This is a genomic window from Streptomyces sp. NPDC005496, assembly GCF_042872045.1.
Lineage (GTDB): Bacteria > Actinomycetota > Actinomycetes > Streptomycetales > Streptomycetaceae > Streptomyces.
This window is the reverse complement of the sequence record NZ_JBIAJQ010000002.1, coordinates 861,340-882,093: the sequence shown is the minus strand read 5'-3', so window position 1 is coordinate 882,093 and position 20,754 is coordinate 861,340. Positions and strand designations below refer to the sequence as shown.

Below are 20,754 nucleotides of genomic sequence, written 5' to 3'. Positions count from 1 at the left end.
CCATGGGGACATGGCCGAGGCGCGCGGTCGCATAAGCGGACGTCCAGCGCGGGGGTTCCCGCGACGGCCGGGGAAAGGCACTGTAGGAGTACGGACCCCGCACGGACCCCTCGCGGAGCGGTAACCCAAGGCGGTGACAGGCGCATGGCATCGGGCACGGCCACGGCCTCGTACGACATGCGGTTCGACTCCGGGCGGATCTGCCTGGACCTGGTGGCGACCACCCATCCCGAGGAACGGCTCGGCTCCGCCGAGCGGTTGCGGGCCTGGATCGCCGGCTCCGGCCTGGTGCCCGAGGGGACCCCGCTGGGCGCGGTGGACGAGGCCTGGCTCGTCGCCTGCCACGAACTGCGCGGCCACATCGAGCGGTTGGTGAGCGGTGAGCTGGACGGACGGCCCGCCGACGCGGATCTGGCCCGCGTCAACGCGCTCGCCCTGCACGCGCCGCCCGCGCCCCGCGCCGTGCGCACCGAGGACGGGTCGCTGCTGCGGCGCCTGCACGGGCCGCTGCTCCGTGCCCCGCTGCTCGCGGCGGTGGCACGCGACGCCCTTGAGCTGCTCACCGACCCCGTCGCCCGGGCCTGCCTGCGGCGTTGCGAGGGGGACAACTGCCCGATCGTGTACCTGGACACCTCGCGCGGGCGCCGGCGCCGCTGGTGCTCCAGCGAGGTGTGCGGGAACCGCGAGCGGGTGGCCAGACACAGGCGGCGTGCGGCACTCGCCCGGGCGTGAACTACCCTCCTGTCACACCCCGCTCAAGAAATTTGTGCGACCACTTTGAACACGGGCGCATCCGGGTCCGTACCCGGTGGTGAGCGACCGACTGGGGGACCCCGGTCGAATCGGGGACACCGGAGGTAGGCGTGCGCAAGGATTCCGCCGTGGCTGATGAACGCCCGCCAAGGGCACGACATCGAGCGTCCCAGCCCTCGGAACCTGACGAGGAGCTGATGCGGGCGCTGTACCGCGAGCACGCCGGACCCCTGCTCGCCTACGTGCTCCGGCTGGTCGCGGGTGACCGGCAGCGGGCCGAGGACGTCGTGCAGGAGACGCTCATCCGTGCCTGGAAGAACGCCGGTCAGCTCAATCGGGCCACCGGTTCGGTACGCCCCTGGCTGGTGACGGTCGCCCGGCGCATCGTCATCGACGGCCACCGCAGCCGGCAGGCCCGGCCGCAGGAGGTCGACCCGTCGCCGCTGGAGGTCATCCCCGCGGAGGACGAGATCGACAAGGCGTTGTGGCTGATGACACTGTCTGACGCGCTGGACGACCTGACCCCTGCCCACCGGGAGGTTCTGGTCGAGACGTACTTCAAGGGGCGTACGGTCAATGAGGCGGCCGAGACGCTCGGAATCCCCAGTGGCACCGTGCGCTCGAGAGTTTTCTACGCACTGAGGTCGATGAAGCTGGCACTGGAGGAGCGGGGGGTGACGGCATGAGCATTTACGGGGGATTCGGAACGGGTAGTCCTGGATCCATGCAGGGATCACAGGGCCCTAATGAGCACGAGACCGTCGGCGCCTACGCCCTCGGCATCCTCGACGACGCCGAGGCGACCGCCTTCGAGGCGCACCTCGCCACCTGCGAATGGTGCGCCCAGCAGCTCGACGAGCTCGCCGGGATGGAACCGATGCTGGCGGCCCTCGCGGACCTCCCCGGCTCCCAGGGCACCCCGGCCATCGGCGAGTCCCTGTCGGCCCGCCCCGCTCCGCGGCTCGCGGAACGGCTGGTCGACGAGGTCGCCGAGCGGCGCGCCCGCAAGCGCCGGCGCGGCATGTACCTGGTGGCGGCCGCGGCCGCGCTGATCATCGGCGGCCCGCTGACGGTGATGGCGGTCAGCGGCGGCGGCACGACCGACGAGGCCGGGATGCCGCATCCCACAAGCCCCGCCAAGGCCGCCTTCGACGTGATGTCCGACAAGGTCCACGCCACGGACCCGGGCACCAAGGTCAACGCCGTGGTCGCGACGGAGCCGAAGCCCTGGGGCACGCACGCGGTCCTGGAGCTGAAGAACGTCAAGGGCCCGCTCAAGTGCTCCCTCATCGCCGTCGGCAAGAACGGCGAGCGTGAGACCGTGACCTCCTGGGCGGTCCCGAAATGGGGCTACGGCATCGAGAACGCCAAGACGGAGCAGGCCAAGCAGCCGCTCTACGTCCACGGCGGCGCCGCCTTCACCCCGAACGAGATCGACCACTTCGAGGTCATGACCTTCGACGGGAAGCGGCTCGTGGAGGTGGACGCGTGAGCGTGCCTCCGCGGGACGCGTGAGCGGTCCCGGAGCGCACACGTAGCCTGGCGGGCCCCCCTTCGCGTACGGTTGACGGCTGCCCAGCACGTCAGAAGGGGGCCCGGTGGCCGCTCAGGTTCAACAGCAGGCCGCGCTCGGTCCGGTCGAGGGTTCCGCCGCGCTCGACTCGGCCGGAGATTCCGTACGCGACCGGGAGATCGGCGTCGAACAGGAACACCTGGACCGGGTGTACCAGCGCCTTGAGGAGAAGATCCACGAGGCCGAGTTCCTGATGAACGACGCCGCCAAGCGCGGTCAGGTCGGTACGCCGGGGGCGCTCGCGGAGCGCGACGCCCAGGTGTTCCGCGCGGGAATTCACCTCAACCGCCTCAACAACGAGTTCGAGGACTTCCTCTTCGGCCGGATCGACCTGCTCCTCGGGAAGGACGGCAAGAAGGGCCCGGACGGCGCGTACACCGCGGTCGACCCGGCCGAGGGCGCCGTCCGCGAGGACAACACCGCGGAGATCGCGGAGACGCTCCACATCGGCCGTATCGGCGTCCTGGACGCCGACTACGCGCCGCTCGTCATCGACTGGCGCGCCCCCGCGGCGGCGCCCTTCTACCGGTCGACGCCCGTCGAGCCGGGCCGGGTGGTCCGCCGCCGGGTCATCCGCTCCAAGGGCCGCCGCGTCCTCGGGGTCGAGGACGACCTGATGCGGCCGGAGCTGACGGCGACCCTGGACGGCGAGAAACTCGCCGTGATCGGCGACGGCGCCCTCATGGCCGCCCTCGGCCAGGCCCGCAGCCACACCATGCGCGACATCGTGGCGTCCATCCAGGCCGAGCAGGACCTGGTGATCCGGGCGCCCGCCGCCTCGGTGACCTACGTCGAGGGCGGCCCCGGCACGGGTAAGACGGCGGTGGCCCTGCACCGCGCCGCCTACCTCCTCTACCAGGACCGCCGCAGATACGCCGGCGGCATCCTGATCGTCTCCCCGACCCCGCTGCTCGTCGCGTACACCGAGGGCGTGCTGCCCTCGCTCGGCGAGGAGGGCCAGGTCGCCATCCGCGCCATCGGCTCCCTGGTGGACGGCGCGGAGGCCACCCAGTACGACTCCCCGGCGGTGGCCCGCGCCAAGGGCTCGTACCGCATGCTCAAGGTGCTGCGGAAGGCCGCCCGCGGGGCCCTGGAGACACCGTGGGGCGCCGGGCGCGGCCCGTCCTCCCGGGGCGGCTCCGGCCGTCCCGCGGGCGGCGAGCAGCTCGCCCTCGGCGAGGACGCCGAGCAGGCCGGGGCACCCGCCGGCACGCCCGGCCGGCTGCGGGTGGTCGCCTTCGGCCGGCGGATCGAGCTGGAGGCCGACGAGCTGGACCGGATCCGGCAGAGCGCGTTCAGCGGGACCGCGCCGGTCAACCTGCTGCGCCCGCGTGCCCGCAAGCTGCTGCTGGACGCCCTGTGGTCCCGCTCGGGCGCCGGTACGCGGCACACGGACCCCGAGCTGGCCGCCGAGCTGCGGTCGTCCTTCGACGAGGACGTCACCTCCGAGGACGGCTTCATCGAGTTCCTGGACGCCTGGTGGCCCGAGCTGACCCCGCGGGGCGTGCTGTCCGCCATGGCCGACGAGAAGCGGCTCGGCCGGTGGGCGCGGCGGATCCTGAACCCCGGCGAGGTCCGCAAGGTGGCCCGCTCGCTGCGGCGGGAGGGGCTCTCGGTGCACGACGTCGCCATGCTGGACGAGCTCCAGGCGATCCTCGGGACGCCCGCCCGGCCCCGGAAGCGGCGCGACCTCGACCCGCTGGACCAGCTCACCGGCCTGGAGGAGCTGATGCCGGTGCGCGAGGAGTCGCAGCGCGAGCGGGCCGAGCGGCTCGCCCAGGAGCGGGTGGAGTACGCGCACGTCATCGTCGACGAGGCGCAGGACCTCACGCCCATGCAGTGGCGCATGGTCGGGCGCCGGGGCCGGCACGCCACGTGGACGGTCGTCGGCGACCCGGCCCAGTCCTCGTGGTCCGACCCCGAGGAGGCCGCGCAGGCCCGTGACGAGGCCCTGGGGTCCCGTCCACGGCGCCGTTTCACCCTGACGGTGAACTACCGCAACCCGGCCGAGATCGCCGAGCTGGCCGCCAAGGTCCTCGCCCTCGCCATGCCCGGCTCGCAGTCCCCCTCGGCCGTACGGTCCACGGGCGTCGAGCCGCGCTTCGCCGTCGTGCGGGACTCGCTCGCCCAGAGCGTCCGGGCGGAGGCCGAGCGGCTGCTGGAGCGCGTGGACGGCACGGTGGGCGTCGTGGTGGCCATGAACCGGCGCGAGGAGGCCGTCCGCTGGCTCGCCGGCCTCGGGGACCGCGTGGTGGCGCTGGGCAGCCTGGAGGCCAAGGGGCTGGAGTACGACGCCACGATCGTCGTGTCGCCCGCGGAGATCGCCGACGAGTCGCCCGCCGGCCTGCGCGTGCTGTACGTCGCCCTGACCCGCGCGACCCAGCAGCTGACGATCGTCTCGGCGGACCGGGACGAGCCGGACGCCCAGGGGGTGCCCGATCTGCTGAGGGACTGAGGGGGTTTCCGTGGCCCGCCGACAGGGCGACCCGGAAATGAACTTTCGGGACGGGAATTGCCTTGCGGGGATCGTTTGTTACCTTGGACGTGGCACCGGCCCGATCCAAGCCCCCGGGCCCAACCTTCGTCGCTACGAGCGACCACTTGCCGCGAGGCGAGCATGGCGGGTCGGTGTCATTGACTTCGCGAAAGGCCCACGTCACCCCGTGACGTGGGCCTTTTCGTCGTTCCCGGGCACCGTGCGTCCCGGCGGGCTCTTCCCTCCCGTCCATCACTTCTCGTATGGTGGAAGTAGTTTTCCGAAAGTGCTCGGTCGTTGCGAACAAAACGTTCGCAACCCGGGGTGGCTACCACGTACTCCGCGGTAGGTGCGACGATCGGACGACGCCGCCGGAACGACCCCGTTCCCGCGGCGTACGCAGCGAACACGGTGAAAGCAGAGGAAGTCGGCCATGGCAACGGCGCCCAGCGTCTCCTACTCGATGACGGTCCGGCTGGAGGTGCCCGCCAGCGGAACGGCGGTCTCCCAGCTCACCGGAGCCGTCGAGTCCCACGGAGGCTCGGTGACCGGCCTCGACGTCACGGCGTCCGGTCACGAGAAACTCCGCATCGACGTCACCATCGCGGCCACCTCCACGTCCCACGCCGACGAGATCGTCGAGCAGCTGCGCGCCATCGAGGGCGTCACCCTGGGCAAGGTCTCCGACCGTACGTTCCTCATGCACCTCGGCGGCAAGATCGAGATGCAGTCCAAGCACCCCATCCGCAACCGCGACGACCTCTCGATGATCTACACGCCGGGCGTGGCCCGCGTGTGCATGGCGATCGCCGAGAACCCCGAGGACGCCCGCCGCCTCACCATCAAGCGCAACTCCGTTGCGGTCGTGACGGACGGCTCGGCCGTGCTCGGCCTCGGCAACATCGGCCCCAAGGCCGCCCTGCCGGTCATGGAGGGCAAGGCCGCCCTCTTCAAGCGCTTCGCCGGCATCGACGCCTGGCCGCTGTGCCTGGACACCCAGGACACCGACGCGATCGTCGAGATCGTCAAGGCCATCGCCCCCGGCTTCGCGGGCATCAACCTGGAGGACATCTCCGCTCCCCGCTGCTTCGAGATCGAGGCGCGGCTGCGCGAGGCCCTCGACATCCCCGTCTTCCACGACGACCAGCACGGCACGGCGATCGTCGTCCTCGCCGCCCTGACGAACGCCCTGCGGGTGGCCGGCAAGGCGATCGGCGACATCCGCGTGGTCATGTCCGGCGCAGGCGCCGCCGGTACCGCCATCCTCAAGCTGCTGCTCGCCGCGGGCGTCAAGAACGCCGTCGTGGCCGACATCCACGGAGTCGTGCACGCGGACCGGACGGACCTCGTCGACGCCGCCGCCGACTCGCCGCTGCGCTGGATCGCCGACAACACCAACCCCGAGGGCCTCACGGGCACCCTCAAGGAGGCCGTGCGCGGCGCCGACGTCTTCATCGGCGTCTCCGCCCCGAACGTGATCGACGGCGACGACGTGGCCGCCATGGCGGACGGCGCCATCGTGTTCGCGCTCGCGAACCCCGACCCCGAGGTCGACCCGGCAATCGCCCGCCTGACGGCCGCAGTTGTGGCCACCGGCCGCTCCGACTTCCCCAACCAGATCAACAACGTCCTGGTGTTCCCGGGCGTCTTCCGCGGCCTGCTGGACGCCCAGTCGCGTACGGTCAACACGGAGATGATGCTGGCCGCCGCGACCGCCCTCGCGGACGTGGTGACCGAGGACGAGCTGAACCCGAACTACATCATCCCGAGCGTCTTCAACGACAAGGTCGCGGGCGCCGTCGCCGGTGCGGTGCGCAACGCCGCGAAGGCGGCCGGGGTGACCGTGACGGACAGCACGTCCGCCAACACATCGGTGTGAGACCGGCTGTGACGGGTACCACGACCGCTTGAGGCCCGGCGCGTCGCGGAACGCACGGCCTCCGGCCGCCTTTAGGGTGGCGGCCAGGCTCAGGTCCCCAGGTCCTGCGGTCCGCTGCCGGGAGCAGACGGAGCGTCACCACTCCGAGGCAGTGGCGCTCTTCGTGTGACTCCCAAGGGTGTTCGTGTGACTCCCAGGGGTACCGGATTGGCTTTCCCGCCGCAGGTGGGGGCAGGATGCGTCTTCGGGCGCGAGGGTCTGGCGACGGACCCGGGTCCGGGGACCGACCGAGGACCCTGGCAGCATCGGCTACGCCGCATCAAACATGCGGCTCTGCCGCGTGGCACGCCTCAACGGCAAGAAGAACACGGGAGTAACAACATGAACCGCAGTGAGCTGGTGGCCGCGCTGGCCGACCGCGCCGAGGTGACCCGCAAGGACGCCGACGCCGTTCTGGCCGCGTTCGCCGAGACCGTCGGCGAGATCGTCGCCAAGGGCGACGAGAAGGTCACCATCCCCGGCTTCCTGACCTTCGAGCGCACCCACCGTGCCGCTCGCACCGCGCGCAACCCGCAGACCGGCGACCCGATCCAGATCCCCGCCGGGTACAGCGTGAAGGTCTCCGCGGGCAGCAAGCTCAAGGAAGCCGCCAAGGGTAAGTAGTAACCGCCTGCGCCACGGGACGGCGCGGCAACGAGCAGTACGCGAATGGGGCGGCGCCCGGACTTCCGGGCGCCGCCCCATCGTGGTGTCTGCCGTGGCCCGGGCCGGCGGTCGCGCCGCCGGCCCGGGCCGGTCCCGCTAGCCGAGCGCCTTGCCGGGCAGCTCGACCTTCGCACCGAGCTCCACGAGCTTCTCCATGAAGTTCTCGTAGCCGCGGTTGATGAGGTCGATGCCGTGCACCCGGGAGGTGCCCTGGGCCGCGAGAGCGGCGATCAGGTACGAGAACCCGCCGCGCAGGTCCGGGATCACCAGATCGGCGCCCTGGAGCCGCGTGGGGCCCGAAACGACGGCGGAGTGCAGGAAGTTGCGCTGGCCGAAGCGGCAGTTCGAGCCGCCGAGGCACTCGCGGTACAGCTGGATGTGCGCGCCCATCTGGTTCAGCGCCGAGGTGAAGCCGAGCCGGGACTCGTACACCGTCTCGTGGATGATCGACAGGCCCGTGGCCTGCGTGAGGGCGACGACCAGCGGCTGCTGCCAGTCGGTCTGGAAGCCCGGGTGGACGTCCGTCTCCAGCGCGATCGACTTCAGCTGGCCGCCCGGGTGCCAGAAGCGGATGCCCTCGTCGTCGATCTCGAAGGCACCGCCCACCTTCCGGTAGGTGTTCAGGAACGTCATCATCGAGCGCTGCTGGGCGCCGCGGACGTAGATGTTGCCTTCGGTCGCCAGGGCCGCGGAAGCCCAGGAGGCGGCCTCCAGGCGGTCCGGGAGGGCCGCGTGCGTGTAGCCGCCCAGGGTGTCGACACCGGTGATCCGGATGGTCCGGTCGGTGTCCATGGCGATGATCGCGCCCATCTTCTGCAGCACGCAGATGAGGTCCTCGATCTCGGGCTCCACGGCCGCGTTGGCCAGCTCCGTGACGCCCTCGGCGAGCACCGCGGTCAGCAGCACCTGCTCGGTCGCGCCCACGGACGGGTACGGCAGCTTGATCTTGGTGCCGCGCAGCCGCTGCGGGGCCTCCAGGTACTGGCCGTCCGCCCGCTTCTCGATCTTCGCGCCGAACTGCCGCAGCACCTCGAAGTGGAAGTCGATCGGCCGGCCGCCGATGTCGCAGCCGCCCAGACCGGGGATGAACGCGTGCCCCAGGCGGTGCAGCAGCGGACCGCAGAAGAGGATCGGAATGCGCGAGGAGCCCGCGTGGGCGTCGATGTCGGCGACGTTCGCGCTCTCCACGTGCGACGGGTCGAGCACCAGCTCGCCCGGTTCCTCGCCCGGACGGACCGTCACGCCGTGCAGCTGCAGCAGCCCGCGCACGACCCGCACGTCGCGGATGTCCGGGACGTTGCGCAGTCGGCTCGGAGCGCTGCCCAGCAGGGCCGCGACCATGGCCTTGGGTACGAGGTTCTTCGCACCGCGGACACGGATTTCGCCCTCGAGCGGGGTGCCGCCGTGGACAAGCAATACGTCATCAGAGCCGTTGACGGTCATGAATCTCGCGTTCCGGTGAGGTGGGCAGGGGTTGAAGAGGCAAGCGTAATGGCCGCCCACCCCCCTTCTGTAAGCCCGAGGACCTCCCAGCTACGTCATAGCTTTGCCACAACACGAACCGTTCCTAATCGGGCACACCGGGTCACCGGCCACGCCGTGCGCCGGTCCCGCTCCTCTACGCCCTGAGCTGCATTCACTCGCGTACCCGCATTGGCTCCCCACGTGACGGGAAGATGCGAGATCATGTCTGGCATGACCGAGGTGTCCTCGCTCACAGGGCGGCTGCTCGTGGCCACGCCCGCCCTGGCGGACCCGAACTTCGACCGCGCGGTGGTGCTGCTCCTCGACCACGACGAGGAGGGCTCCCTGGGCGTCGTCCTCAACCGGCCCACGCCCGTGGACGTCAGCGACATCCTGGAGGCCTGGGCGGACCTGGCGGGCGAGCCGGGCGTGGTGTTCCAGGGCGGGCCGGTCTCGCTCGACTCGGCTCTGGGCGTCGCGGTGATCCCCGGCGACGCGTCGGGGGAGCAGTCGCCGCTGGGCTGGCGCCGGGTGCACGGCGCGATCGGGCTCGTCGACCTGGAGGCGCCGCCCGAGCTGCTCGCCGCGGCCCTCGGCTCGCTGCGGATCTTCGCCGGCTACGCGGGCTGGGGCCCGGGACAGCTGGAGGACGAGCTCTCCGAGGGCGCCTGGTACGTGGTCGAGTCCGAGCCGGGAGACGTCTCCTCGCCCTCCCCGGAGCGGCTGTGGCGCGAGGTCCTGCGCCGCCAGCGCAGCGACCTGGCGATGGTGGCCACCTATCCGGACGACCCTTCGCTCAACTGATGGCTGTGACCTTCAGTACCCTTGCGGACATGAGCACTCTTGAGCCTGAGACCCAGCCCCAGCGAGGTACTGGGACGGGGACCCTCGTAGAGCCGACGCCGCAGACGTCGCACGGCGACGGCGACCACGAGCGCTTCGCCCACTACGTCCAGAAGGACAAGATCATGGCGAGCGCCCTCGACGGCACGCCCGTCGTGGCCCTCTGCGGCAAGGTGTGGGTCCCGGGCCGCGACCCGAAGAAGTACCCCGTGTGCCCCATGTGCAAGGAGATCTACGAGTCCATGGGCGCCGGCGGCGACAAGGACGGCGGCAAGGGCGGCGACAAGAAGTAGGGCGCGGGCGGTCCCGCCCTCCCTCGGCGCGTCAGCCGCGTGGATCCAGCACGGACGCGGCACCCCGGACCGGGGTGCCGCGGCCTTGTCGTGCCCTGAGGCGTGCGCGGCTCCCGTCCCGGGGGCGTCCGGTGAAGTCGGCCGGGTCCGGGCAGTGCGGTTCCGGATGAGCCGTCGCGGTCCGCCCGTTGCACGGAGTGCGTCCCGGGGTCACAGAGTGGTTGAGACCTCTTGTGGGCGCCTTCCTCTACTCCATAGCCTCCGGTGTGTTGTGCAGTGCGAAACCGCCATTGCGTATGTTGCAACGCACTCCCCCCCGGAGGATGCTCGATGAAGCTCTCTGTCCGCCTGACCGCGTCGCTGGCCGCCCTGGTGGCGGCCACGCTGACCGCCACCGCCTGCGCCCCACAGACGTCCGACGACTCCTCCTCCGGCAAGGACGAGAAGAAGGGCACCCTGCGCGTGTGGCTCTTCCAGGAGGTCGCCAACGCGCCCAAGGAGAAGGTCGTCGGCGCCGCCGTGGCCGGCTTCGAGAAGGCGCACCCGGGCGCGGAGGTGAAGGTCGAGTACATCCCCGTCGAGACGCGCGCCCAGCGCATCAAGGCCGCCTTCAACGACCCGAAGAGCGCGCCCGACGTGATCGAGTACGGCAACACCGACACCGCCGGTTACGTCAAGGACGGTGGACTGGCCGACATCACACGGGAGTTCACCGACTGGAAGGAGGCCAAGGACTCCGATCCGACCGCCCGCCAGTCCGTGACGGTGGACGGGAAGGTCTACGGCGCCCCCCTCTTCGTCGGCGTGCGCGCCCTGTACTACCGCACCGACGTCTTCGAGGACCTCGGCCTCGACGTGCCGCGCACGCAGGCCGAACTGATCGACACCGCACGGCGCATCCGGGCCGCGAAGCCCGACCTGTACGGCCTCGCGGTCGGCGGCGCCTACACCTACGGCGCGATGCCCTTCATCTGGGCCAACGGCGGTGAACTCGCCCGGGGCAAGGGCGGTTCGTACGCCTCCGCCATCGACAGCGCCGCCGCGCAGAAGGGCATCAAGGCCTACACCTCGCTCTTCGGCGACACCAACTGCCCGGCCGCCAAGTGCGCGGGCATGGGCGGCAACGACACCGTCACCGCCTTCGCCGCGGGCAAGGCCGGCATGGCCATCGGCGGCGACTTCAGCCACGCGGCCGTGGAAGCCGGAAAGGTTCGGGGCAAGTACGCCGTCGTCCCGCTGCCCGGCCTGAAGAAGGGGGAGATAGCCCCGGCCTTCGCAGGCGGCAACAACCTCGGCGTCCTGAAGAGCACCTCGCACCGCTCCCTCGCCGTGGACCTGCTGAAGCGGCTCGCGTCCAAGAAGACGCAGGGCGAACTCTTCGACGCCATGGGCTTCCTGCCGACGTACACCGACGTGCGGGCCGACGTCGCGAAGAAGGAGCCGTTCGTCGAGCCCTTCGTCAAGACCCTCGCCGCGGGCGCCAAGTTCGTCCCCGCCTCGCCGGCCTGGGCCCAGATCGACGCCTCGCTCGTCCTGCCGACCATGTTCCAGGAGGTCGTCAGCGGCAAGAAGGACGTGCCGCGGGCCTCGAAGGACGCGGCGAAGAAGATGGACGACGCCTTCAGCTCCGTCGGCTGAACCGATGACGGCGCACGAAACCCTCCGCGTCGCCGGGCGGCCCGGCCCGGACGGACCCGCCGGACCGCCCGGCGAACGGCCCCGACCGGCCCCCGTCGCGAAGACGAAGCCCGTGAAGTCGCGGCGCGGGCGCGGTGGTTGGACCCCCTGGCTCTACCTCGCCCCCGCCCTCGTCGTCCTCGCCGGCCTGCTCGTCTACCCCCTCTACCAGCTCGGCCTGATCTCGTTCCTGGAGTACACCCAGGCCCAGGTCAGCGGCGGTGAACCGACCACCTTCCAGGGCGTCGGCAACTACGCGACGCTCTTCGCCGACGACGAGTTCTGGCGGGTGCTCCTCGCCACCGTGGTGTTCGCGGCGGCGTGCGTCGTCTCGACCCTCGCGACCGGCTGCGCGCTGGCCGTCCTGCTGACCCGGGTCCGGGCACTGCCCCGGCTCGCGCTGATGCTGGCGGCGCTCGGTGCCTGGGCGACCCCGGCCGTCACCGGCTCCACGGTGTGGCTGTTCCTCTTCGACCCCGACTTCGGCCCGGTCAACCGCGTCCTCGGGCTCGGCGACCACTCATGGACGTACGGGCGTTACAGCGCCTTCGCGCTCGTCCTGCTCGAAGTCGTCTGGTGCTCCTTCCCGTTCGTGATGGTGACGGTGTACGCGGGCATCCGCGCCGTGCCGTCCGAGGTGCTGGAGGCGGCCTCCCTGGACGGCGCCTCGCAGTGGCGTGTGTGGCGCTCGGTGCTCGCGCCGATGCTCCGGCCGATCCTGGTCGTCGTCATGATCCAGTCCGTCATCTGGGACTTCAAGGTCTTCACGCAGATCTACGTCATGACCAACGGCGGCGGCATCGCCGGGCAGAACCTCGTGCTGAACGTGTACGCCTACCAGAAGGCGTTCGCCTCGTCCCAGTACAGCCTCGGCTCCGCGATCGGCGTCGTGATGCTGCTGTTGCTGATGGCCGTCACGCTGGTGTACCTGCGGCTGCTGCGCCGGCAGGGGGAGGAACTGTGAGTGCTCTGGACACCGTGCGAGGAGCCTTGCGCCCCCGGCGTCCCTGGCGGCTGGCGGCGGAGGCGTCCGCGCTGCTGATCGCGGTGGCCGTCGCCTTCCCGCTCTACTGGATGGTGCTGGGCGCCTTCAAGCCGGCGGGGGAGATCGAGTCCAGCGAACCCCGGCCCTGGACCAACTCGCCGTCGCTGGACTCCTTCCGGCGCGTCCTCGGGCAACAGGAATTCGGCCGGTACTTCGTCAACAGCCTCGTGGTCGCCTGCTCGGTGGTCGTCGTCTCGGCGCTCGTCGCCTTTCTCGCCGCGACCGCGGTGACACGATTCCGCTTCCGTTTCCGCACCACCCTGCTGATCATGTTCCTCATCGCGCAGATGGTGCCGGTGGAGGCGCTGGCGATCCCGCTCTTCTTCGTCATGCGCGACCTCGGCCAACTCAACACCCTGGGCTCGCTGATCCTGCCCCACATCGCCTTCTCGCTGCCCTTCGCGATCTGGATGCTGAGGGGTTTCGTCAAGGCGGTTCCCGAGGCGCTGGAGGAGGCGGCGTTCATCGACGGAGCGAGCCGGACGCGATTCCTCTGGCAGATTCTGTTCCCGCTCGTCTTCCCGGGACTGGTGGCCACGAGCGTCTTCTCGTTCATCTCCGCCTGGAACGACTTCCTGTTCGCCAAGTCGTTCATCATCAGCGACACCTCCCAGTCCACCCTGCCGATGGCCCTGCTCGTCTTCTACAAACCCGACGAGCCGGACTGGGGCGGCGTGATGGCGGCTTCCACGCTCATGACGATTCCCGTACTCATCTTCTTCGTACTCGTACAGCGGAGGCTCGTCTCGGGCCTCGGCGGAGCGGTAAAGGACTGACGTGATGGATCTGATTCCGGCGCCGCGCGCCGTGACGGGCCCGGCAGCGGGCGACACGGTGCTCGACGAGGCGACCGCCCTGTGGGGCGCGCCCGGCACGGAGGGCACGCAGAGGTGGCTGCGCTCCGTCCTCGGCGCGGCGCTCGGTCTGCCGTTGCCGCCGGGGGAGGAGGACGGCGCGAACGGCGCGAACACGGTACGGCTGCGTCTCGACGCCGGTCTGGAACCGGAGGCGTACCGGCTGGTCACGAGCGCGGACCGGGGTGTCGAGATCACCGGCGGCGGCGCGGCCGGCGTCTTCTGGGGCGCCCAGACGCTGCGTCAGCTGCTCGGCCCCGACGCCTTCCGGCGTGCCCCCGTCCGCCCGGGCGGACGCCACACGGTGCCGCGGCTGTCCGTCGAGGACGGCCCGCGGTTCCCCTGGCGCGGCCTGATGCTCGACGTGGCCCGCCACTTCACGCCCAAGGAAGGGGTCCTGCGTTATCTGGACCTGCTGGCCGCACACAAACTCAACGTCTTCCACTTCCATCTGACGGACGACCAAGGATGGCGTGTCCAGATCAAGGAGTACCCGAAACTCACGGAGGTCGGCGCCTGGCGGTCCCGCACGAAATTCGGCCACCGCGCCTCACCCCTGTGGGAGGAGAAACCGCACGGCGGCTTCTACACCCAGGACGACATCCGCGAGATCGTCGCCTACGCGGCCGAGCGGCATATCTCCGTCGTCCCGGAGATCGACATCCCCGGGCACTCGCAGGCCGCCATCGCCGCGTATCCGGAACTCGGCAACTCCGACGTCGTCGACACGGCCTCCCTCTCCGTCTGGGACAACTGGGGCATCTCCGAGAACGTACTCGCCCCCACCGACAACACCCTCCGCTTCTACGAAGGGGTCTTCGAGGAACTCCTCGAACTCTTTCCCTCGACGTTCTTCCACGTCGGCGGCGACGAGTGCCTCAAAGACCAGTGGAAGCGCTCACCGGCCGCGCAGGCACGTATCGAGGAACTCGGAGTCGGGGACGAGGACGGGCTCCAGGCGTGGTTCATCGGACACTTCGACAACTGGCTCTCCGCGCGCGGGCGTCGGCTGATCGGCTGGGACGAGATCCTGGAGGGCGGACTCGCGGCGGGCGCCGCCGTGTCCTCCTGGCGCGGCTACCAGGGCGGCATCACCGCCGCGCGCGCGGGCCACGACGTCGTCATGTGCCCCGAGCAGCAGGTGTACCTGGACCACCGTCAGCACGGCGGCGAGGACGAGCCGGTGCCCATCGGCTACGTCCGCACCCTGGAGGACGTCTACCGCTTCGAGCCCGTGCCGCCGGAGCTGACCCCCGAGGAGGCGCGGCACGTGCTGGGCACCCAGGCGAACGTGTGGACCGAGGTGATGGAGGACCAGGCGCGCGTGGACTACCAGGTGTTCCCGCGGCTCGCGGCGTTCGCCGAGGTCGCCTGGAGCGCCCTGCCGGCCCCCGCCGAACGGGACTTCGCCGGGTTCGAGCGGCGGATGGGCGCCCACTACGCGCGGCTCGACGCGCTCGGTGTCGCCTACCGGCCGCCCACGGGACCCCGGCCGTGGCAGCGGCGGCCCGGGGTGCTCGGACGCCCGATCGAGGGGGCGCCGCCGAACGCCTGAGGAGCCGCCTTGAGGGCCGCCCCGGGGGAGTGCGCACCCCGGGAGCGCGGCCGGCCGGAGGAAAGCCCCGGGAGTCACCGAAGAGTGCCAATTCGCCCGGACCGGCGATGCCGTGCGAAAACGGACCATCTCGCAGGTGAGAGGGGCGAATGCCTCCTAGCGGACCCCCGCGTCGAGGGCCGGGGAAGATGTGCCAGAGTTGCCACGTCCGCCCTGTCAGCACGTACCGTACGGCAACACAGGTGGGACCAGGTGGGGCAGCGGGAAGGGGCAGCCGGTTTGACCACGCAAGCACCGCAGGCGGCGCAGGCAGCCGTCACGCTGCCCGGCTCGCTGGACGAGGCCGTGGCAGCCCTCACCGCCATGCCGGCCGCCGTACCCGTGGCGGGCGGCACCGACCTCATGGCGGCCGTCAACTCCGGGCAGCTCAGGCCCGCCGCCCTCGTCGGCCTCGGACGCATCAGCGAGATCCGCGGCTGGCAGTACCAGGACGGCCACGCCCTGCTGGGCGCGGGCCTCACCCACGCGCGGATGGGCCGCCCCGACTTCGCCGCCCTCATCCCCGCGCTCGCCGCCGCCGCCCGCGCCGCCGGACCGCCGCAGATCCGCAACGCCGGCACCCTGGGCGGCAACATCGCCTCCGCCTCGCCCACCGGGGACGCGCTGCCCGTACTGGCCGCCCTGGAAGCCACGTTGATCATCGCGGGCCCCGCCGGCGGCCGCCGCGAGATCCCGGTCTCGCACCTCCTCGCGGGCGTCGACATGCTCCGCGGCGGCGAACTCATCGGCTACGTGCGCGTGCCGCTGCTGCACGCCCCGCAGGTCTTCGTCAAGGCGACCGGACGCACCGGACCCGGCCGGGCGATCGCCTCCGTGGCGCTCGTCCTCGACCCCGCCCGGCGCGGGGTGCGGTGCGCCGTCGGAGCCATAGCGCCGATGCCGCTGCGCCCCCTGGACGCCGAGCAGTGGGTCGCCTCGCTGATCGACTGGGACAACAACCGCGCCCTGGTGCCCGAGGCGCTGGGAGCCTTCGGGGACTACGTCGCCGCGGCCTGCATCCCGGACCCCGTCCCGGCGGAGGACGGCTCCCTGCCGCAGCTTCCGCCCGCCGTACTGCACCTGCGGCGCACCGTCGCCGCGCTGGCCCGACGAGCACTGGGGAGGGCGCTGTCGTGACCGACGACCAGCACGGAGAGGACGCCCCCCGAGGCGGCACCCACGGAGCCTGGGAGCGGCTGCCGCAGGGGGACTACGACGACGGCGCCACCGCCTTCGTCAAGCTCCCCGAGGGGGGCATGGACGCCCTCCTGGCGGAACGGGACAGCCCGCTCGCGGCCCCCGGGCACGGCTACGTGCCCCCGCAGATAACGGTCACCCCCGCCACCACCGCGGGCACCGACCCGGCGGCCACCGGCAGCTGGGCCGTGCCGGCCGAGGGCGTCCAGTGGCCGGACCCGAACGCGGTGCCCCAGGAGGGCGCCCACGACGGCTTCTCGTACCGGCCGGGAGCCACCGGGCAGTGGACCTTCGCGGACGCCGAGGGCTCGCACGCCGCCGAGGGGCAGCAGCCCTCCGACGGCGCGTCCTACGGGCACGAGCCCGCCGGGCACGACGTCACCGGGCAGTGGTCGATCCCGGTGGCCGGCGGTGATCTTCCGGACGAGTCGGGCGAGTTCACCACGTCGTCGCTCGTCGAGCAGTGGGGCGGTACGCCGCCCGCCACGCTCCCCGGCGGCGCCGCTGCGCCCTGGGCGACCGAGACCGTGGGCGAGCCGTGGTTCGCCGGCCCCCGCGAGCACGCTCCGGACGCGAGTGCCGGAACGGCCGCTGAGGCGCCGGGAGAGGCGCCGGGCGGTTCCTACCCCGGCGCGACCGCGCAGGCCGCCCAGGAGGCGTCCGAGCGCGTCCACGAGGCCGCTGAGGCCGCTGAGGCGGTGGCCCGCGAGGGCTACGGACGTGACGGCCACGAGGACGCCCGGCGCGGAGCCGAGGCGGACGCGCACCCGTACGAGACGGCCAAGGACGGACCGGCGACGGCTCCGCACGGCCACGACACGGGCGCGCCCGGACCCGGGGCGGCCGCGGACGGCCACGCGACGGGCGCGCACGCACACACGACGGCCCCGCAGGACCACGAGACGGTCCCGCACGGCCACGAGACGCAGGGGCGCGGGTTCGAGGCGGCCGGGCCGGAGTTCGAGGCCGGCGGCCGCACCCGGGAGACGGCGGAGTTCGCGCCGGACACCGGCCCCGAGTCCGCCGGACCCGAGACCACCGGCACCGCCTACGAGACGTCCCCGTCGGCCCCGGTGACGTCCGAAACCCCGGACGCCGCCGGACCCGACGCGGCCCCGGCGGAACGGTCCGCCTCCGAGGACACCGACACCACCGACACCACCGAAGCCCCCGCCCCCGCGCACGACGAGCACCCCATGTCGTCGTACGTCCTGCGGGTCAACGGCGCCGACCGCCCCGTCACCGACGCCTGGATCGGCGAATCGCTGCTCTACGTCCTGCGCGAGCGCCTCGGCCTCGCCGGCGCCAAGGACGGCTGCTCGCAGGGCGAGTGCGGCGCCTGCAACGTCCAGGTGGACGGCCGGCTCGTGGCGTCCTGCCTGGTGCCCGCGGTCACCGCCGCGAGCAGCGAGGTGCGCACCGTCGAGGGCCTCGCCGCCGACGGACAGCCCTCCGACGTGCAGCGGGCGCTCGCCAAGTGCGGTGCGGTCCAGTGCGGTTTCTGCATTCCGGGCATGGCCATGACCGTGCACGACCTGCTGGAGGGCAACCCGGCGCCGACCGAGCTGGAGGCCCGCCAGGCCCTCTGCGGAAACCTGTGCCGCTGCTCCGGTTACCGCGGCGTCCTGGACGCCGTGCGCGAGGTCGTCGCCGAACGCGAGGCGCACTCCGCCAACGGGGACCAGGACGGCGACGAGGCCCGCATCCCGCACCAGGCGGGCCCGGGCGACGGCGGCGTCAACAGGTCGGCGTTCGAACCGGCCACCCCGCACGACCAGCCGTACGGCCAGGACGGAGGCCAGGCGTGAGCAACGAAGCCGCCACGGAGACCACCGCGGCACCGCCCGCCCCCGAACCGCTGCCGCACGGCCTCGGCGCGTCACTGCCGTCCGCCGAGGCCCGCGCCAAGACCGAGGGCACCTTCCCGTACGCCGCGGACCTGTGGGCCGAGGGCCTGCTCTGGGCCGCCGTGCTGAGATCGCCGCACCCCCACGCGCGCATCGTGTCCATCGACACCACCCACGCGCGTGAGATGCCCGGCGTCCACGCCGTCGTCACCCACGAGGACGTGCCCGGCACCGCGCTGCACGGCCGCGGCAAGGCCGACCGGCCGGTGTTCGCCTCCGAGGTCGTACGCCACCACGGGGAGCCCATCGCGGCCGTCGCCGCCGACCACCCCGACACCGCGCGGATGGCCGCCGCCGCCGTCATCGTCGAGTACGAGGTGCTCGACCCGGTCACCGACCCGGAAGCGGCCTTCGAGGCCGAACCCCTGCACCCCGACGGCAACCTGATCCGCCACATCCCGCTGCGCCACGGCGACCCGGACGCGGCCGGCGAACTCGTCGTCGAGGGCCTGTACCGCATCGGCCGCCAGGACCCGGCGCCCGTCGGCGCCGAGGCCGGCCTCGCCGTGCCCCGCCCGGACGGCGGCGTCGAGCTGTACGTGGCGTCGACCGACCCGCACACCGACCGCGACGCGGCCGCCGCCTGCTACGGACTGGAACCCGACCGCGTCAAGGTCGTCGTCACCGGCGTCCCCGGGGCCACCGCCGACCGCGAGGACCAGGGCATCCAGCTCCCGCTCGGCCTGCTCGCGCTGAAGACCGGCTGCCCGGTCAAACTCACCGCTACGCGCGAGGAGTCCTTCCTCGGGCACGCCCACCGCCACCCCACCCTGCTGCGCTACCGCCACCACGCGGACGCCGACGGCAGGCTGGTCAAGGTCGAGGCACAGATCCTCCTGGACGCGGGCGCGTACGCCGACACGTCCTCCGAGGCGCTCGCCGCCGCCGTCTCCTTCGCCTGCGGCCCCTACGTCGTCCCGAACGCCTTCATCGAGGGCTGGGCCGTACGCACCAACAACCCGCCCTCCGGCCACGTACGCGGCGAGGGCGCCATGCAGGTCTGCGCCGCCTACGAGGCGCAGATGGACAAGCTGGCGAAGAAGCTCGGCATGGACCCCGCGGAGCTGCGCCTGCGCAACGCGATGGCCACCGGCGATGTCCTGCCCACCGGACAGACGGTGACCTGCCCGGCGCCGGTCGCCGAACTGCTCCAGGCGGTGCGGGACTTCCCGCTGCCCGCGCTGCCCAAGGACACCCCCGAGGACGAGTGGCTGCTGCCCGGCGGTCCCGAGGGCGCGGGCGAACCGGGCGCGGTGCGCCGGGGCGTCGGCTACGGCGTCGGCATGGTGCACATGCTCGGCGCCGAGGGCGCGGACGAGGTCTCGACGGCCACCGTCAAGGTCCACGACGGCGTCGCCACGGTGCTGTGCGCGGCCGTGGAGACCGGGCAGGGCTTCACCACGCTCGCCCGCCAGATCGTCCAGGAGACCCTCGGTATCGACGAGGTCTACGTGGCCCCCGTCGACACCGACCAGCCGCCGGCCGGCCCGAGCTGCCGGGGCCGCCACACCTGGGTGTCGGGCGGGGCGGTGGAGCGCGCCGCCAAGATGGTCCGCACGCAGCTCCTCCAGCCGCTCGCGCACAAGTTCGGGATGTCCACGGAGCTGCTCCAGATCACCGACGGCAAGATCACGTCGTACGACGGCGTGCTCTCGACGACCGTCACGGAGGCGCTGGACGGCAAGGAGCTGTGGGCCACCGCCCAGTGCCGGCCCCACCCGACGGAGCCGCTGGACGCCGCGGGCCAGGGCGACGCGTTCGTCGGCCTCGCGTTCTGCGCGATCCGCGCGGTGGTGGACGTCGACATCGAACTCGGCTCGGTCCGCGTCGTCGAACTGGCCCTGGCCCAGGACGTCGGCCGCATCCTCAACCCGGCCCAGGTCACGGCCCGGATCGAGGCCGGCGTCACGCAGGGGGTCGGCGCGGCCCTCACCGAGAACCTGCGCACCGCCCGCGGTCTGGTCCGCCACCCCGACCTCACCGGCTACGCGCTGCCGACCTCGCTGGACGCGCCCGACATCCGCATCGTCAAGCTGGTCGAGGAGCGGGACGTCGTCGCCCCCTTCGGAGCGAAGGCGGTCAGCGCGGTGCCGGTCGTGACGTCCCCGGCGGCGATCGCGTCGGCCGTCCGCGCGGCGACCGGCCGCCCCGTCAACCGGCTGCCGATCCGGCCGCAGGCCGCGGTGGTGACCGGCGCGTGACGGCCCCGGAGCCACCGCGCTACGAGCCCGCTCCCGCGGTGGGCCGGCTGCTGCTGTGGGTCCTGGTGTTCGTGGCGGCGGCCGTGGTGGTCGTCCTCGGCGGCGTGTACTTCGCCTGAGCCCCGAAGCAGCCTTTTCCGCGTTCCTGACGTCTTACGTGGTGCGTCGTGCGTGATGCCCCTGGAGTTCCCGGCGTTGTCAGTGGTGCCGCGTAGGGTTCTGGGCAGTGGGAGAACTGCCGCCGGGTGGCGGGAGGTTCCGCACGGGGGAAGCACGAATGCGTTCACATGCGC

At 72.1% G+C, this 20,754-nt stretch carries 17 protein-coding genes; 16 read left to right on the top strand and 1 reads right to left on the bottom strand.

The genetic code is table 11. The features are described from left to right. Positions 1–144: 144 nt before the first annotated feature. The 6 genes from ACFYQQ_RS08410 to ACFYQQ_RS08385 all read left to right on the top strand — a co-directional run bounded on the left by ACFYQQ_RS08410 (position 145) and on the right by ACFYQQ_RS08385 (position 7,344). Positions 145–732 (top strand): CGNR zinc finger domain-containing protein, encoded by a 588-nt coding sequence (locus ACFYQQ_RS08410; RefSeq protein ID WP_355782149.1) that lies wholly within the window; start codon positions 145–147, stop codon positions 730–732. Positions 733–863: 131 nt separating this feature from the next. Continuing rightward, positions 864–1,439 carry a sigma-70 family RNA polymerase sigma factor gene (locus ACFYQQ_RS08405; protein ID WP_121402637.1) on the top strand — a complete coding sequence of 192 codons (576 nt, stop codon included), beginning with the start codon at positions 864–866 and terminating at the stop codon, positions 1,437–1,439. Between the two features lie 38 nt (positions 1,440–1,477). After that, positions 1,478–2,245: an anti-sigma factor family protein gene (locus tag ACFYQQ_RS08400; protein WP_388903933.1), complete on the top strand. Its 768-nt coding sequence runs from the start codon at positions 1,478–1,480 to the stop codon at positions 2,243–2,245. A 106-nt stretch (positions 2,246–2,351) separates the two neighbouring features. Beyond that, on the top strand, positions 2,352–4,781 hold the full coding sequence (locus ACFYQQ_RS08395) for a UvrD-helicase domain-containing protein (protein ID WP_356172855.1): 2,430 nt from the start codon (positions 2,352–2,354) through the stop codon (positions 4,779–4,781). A gap of 454 nt (positions 4,782–5,235) precedes the next feature. After that, positions 5,236–6,681: an NAD-dependent malic enzyme gene (locus ACFYQQ_RS08390; protein ID WP_356172853.1), complete on the top strand. Its 1,446-nt coding sequence runs from the start codon at positions 5,236–5,238 to the stop codon at positions 6,679–6,681. A gap of 381 nt (positions 6,682–7,062) precedes the next feature. After that, positions 7,063–7,344 (top strand): HU family DNA-binding protein, encoded by a 282-nt coding sequence (locus ACFYQQ_RS08385; RefSeq protein ID WP_007382399.1) that lies wholly within the window; start codon positions 7,063–7,065, stop codon positions 7,342–7,344. Between the two features lie 138 nt (positions 7,345–7,482). Here the strand turns inward: ACFYQQ_RS08385 and murA are convergent, their stop codons facing one another. Beyond that, positions 7,483–8,829 carry a UDP-N-acetylglucosamine 1-carboxyvinyltransferase gene (gene murA / locus ACFYQQ_RS08380; protein WP_355794412.1) on the bottom strand — a complete coding sequence of 449 codons (1,347 nt, stop codon included), beginning with the start codon at positions 8,827–8,829 and terminating at the stop codon, positions 7,483–7,485. A gap of 252 nt (positions 8,830–9,081) precedes the next feature. On the opposite strand from murA, the gene ACFYQQ_RS08375 reads away from it, so the two are divergent. The 10 genes from ACFYQQ_RS08375 to ACFYQQ_RS08330 all read left to right on the top strand — a co-directional run bounded on the left by ACFYQQ_RS08375 (position 9,082) and on the right by ACFYQQ_RS08330 (position 20,580). Beyond that, a complete protein-coding gene (locus ACFYQQ_RS08375) occupies positions 9,082–9,654 on the top strand; it encodes a YqgE/AlgH family protein (RefSeq protein WP_356172850.1) in 573 nt (190 codons plus the stop codon). Between the two features lie 29 nt (positions 9,655–9,683). Continuing rightward, positions 9,684–9,986 carry a DUF3039 domain-containing protein gene (locus ACFYQQ_RS08370; protein WP_356172847.1) on the top strand — a complete coding sequence of 101 codons (303 nt, stop codon included), beginning with the start codon at positions 9,684–9,686 and terminating at the stop codon, positions 9,984–9,986. Positions 9,987–10,316: 330 nt separating this feature from the next. Continuing rightward, complete coding sequence (locus ACFYQQ_RS08365; protein WP_355785732.1) at positions 10,317–11,624, top strand: extracellular solute-binding protein; 1,308 nt, start codon at positions 10,317–10,319, stop codon at positions 11,622–11,624. Positions 11,625–11,628: 4 nt separating this feature from the next. After that, complete coding sequence (locus ACFYQQ_RS08360) at positions 11,629–12,627, top strand: sugar ABC transporter permease (protein WP_355785735.1); 999 nt, start codon at positions 11,629–11,631, stop codon at positions 12,625–12,627. Beyond that, entirely contained in the window at positions 12,624–13,484 is an 861-nt protein-coding gene (locus ACFYQQ_RS08355) for a carbohydrate ABC transporter permease (protein ID WP_388903929.1), read from the top strand. The genes ACFYQQ_RS08360 and ACFYQQ_RS08355 overlap by 4 nt, the downstream gene beginning before the upstream one ends. A gap of 4 nt (positions 13,485–13,488) precedes the next feature. After that, the gene (locus tag ACFYQQ_RS08350; RefSeq protein WP_356237600.1) at positions 13,489–15,117 is read left to right on the top strand and encodes a beta-N-acetylhexosaminidase; all 1,629 of its coding nucleotides are present in this window, start codon (positions 13,489–13,491) and stop codon (positions 15,115–15,117) included. Between the two features lie 279 nt (positions 15,118–15,396). Next, positions 15,397–16,293, top strand: a complete 897-nt coding sequence (locus ACFYQQ_RS08345; RefSeq protein ID WP_355793981.1) for an FAD binding domain-containing protein — start codon at positions 15,397–15,399, stop codon at positions 16,291–16,293. Next, positions 16,290–18,161, top strand: a complete 1,872-nt coding sequence (locus ACFYQQ_RS08340; protein WP_388903927.1) for a 2Fe-2S iron-sulfur cluster-binding protein — start codon at positions 16,290–16,292, stop codon at positions 18,159–18,161. Before ACFYQQ_RS08345 ends, ACFYQQ_RS08340 begins: the two co-directional genes overlap by 4 nt. Further along, positions 18,158–20,461, top strand: a complete 2,304-nt coding sequence (locus ACFYQQ_RS08335) for a molybdopterin cofactor-binding domain-containing protein (protein WP_355781658.1) — start codon at positions 18,158–18,160, stop codon at positions 20,459–20,461. The genes ACFYQQ_RS08340 and ACFYQQ_RS08335 overlap by 4 nt, the downstream gene beginning before the upstream one ends. Then, positions 20,458–20,580, top strand: coding sequence for a hypothetical protein (locus ACFYQQ_RS08330; RefSeq protein WP_355781661.1), 123 nt, complete (start codon positions 20,458–20,460; stop codon positions 20,578–20,580). The genes ACFYQQ_RS08335 and ACFYQQ_RS08330 overlap by 4 nt, the downstream gene beginning before the upstream one ends. Positions 20,581–20,754: the final 174 nt, after the last annotated feature.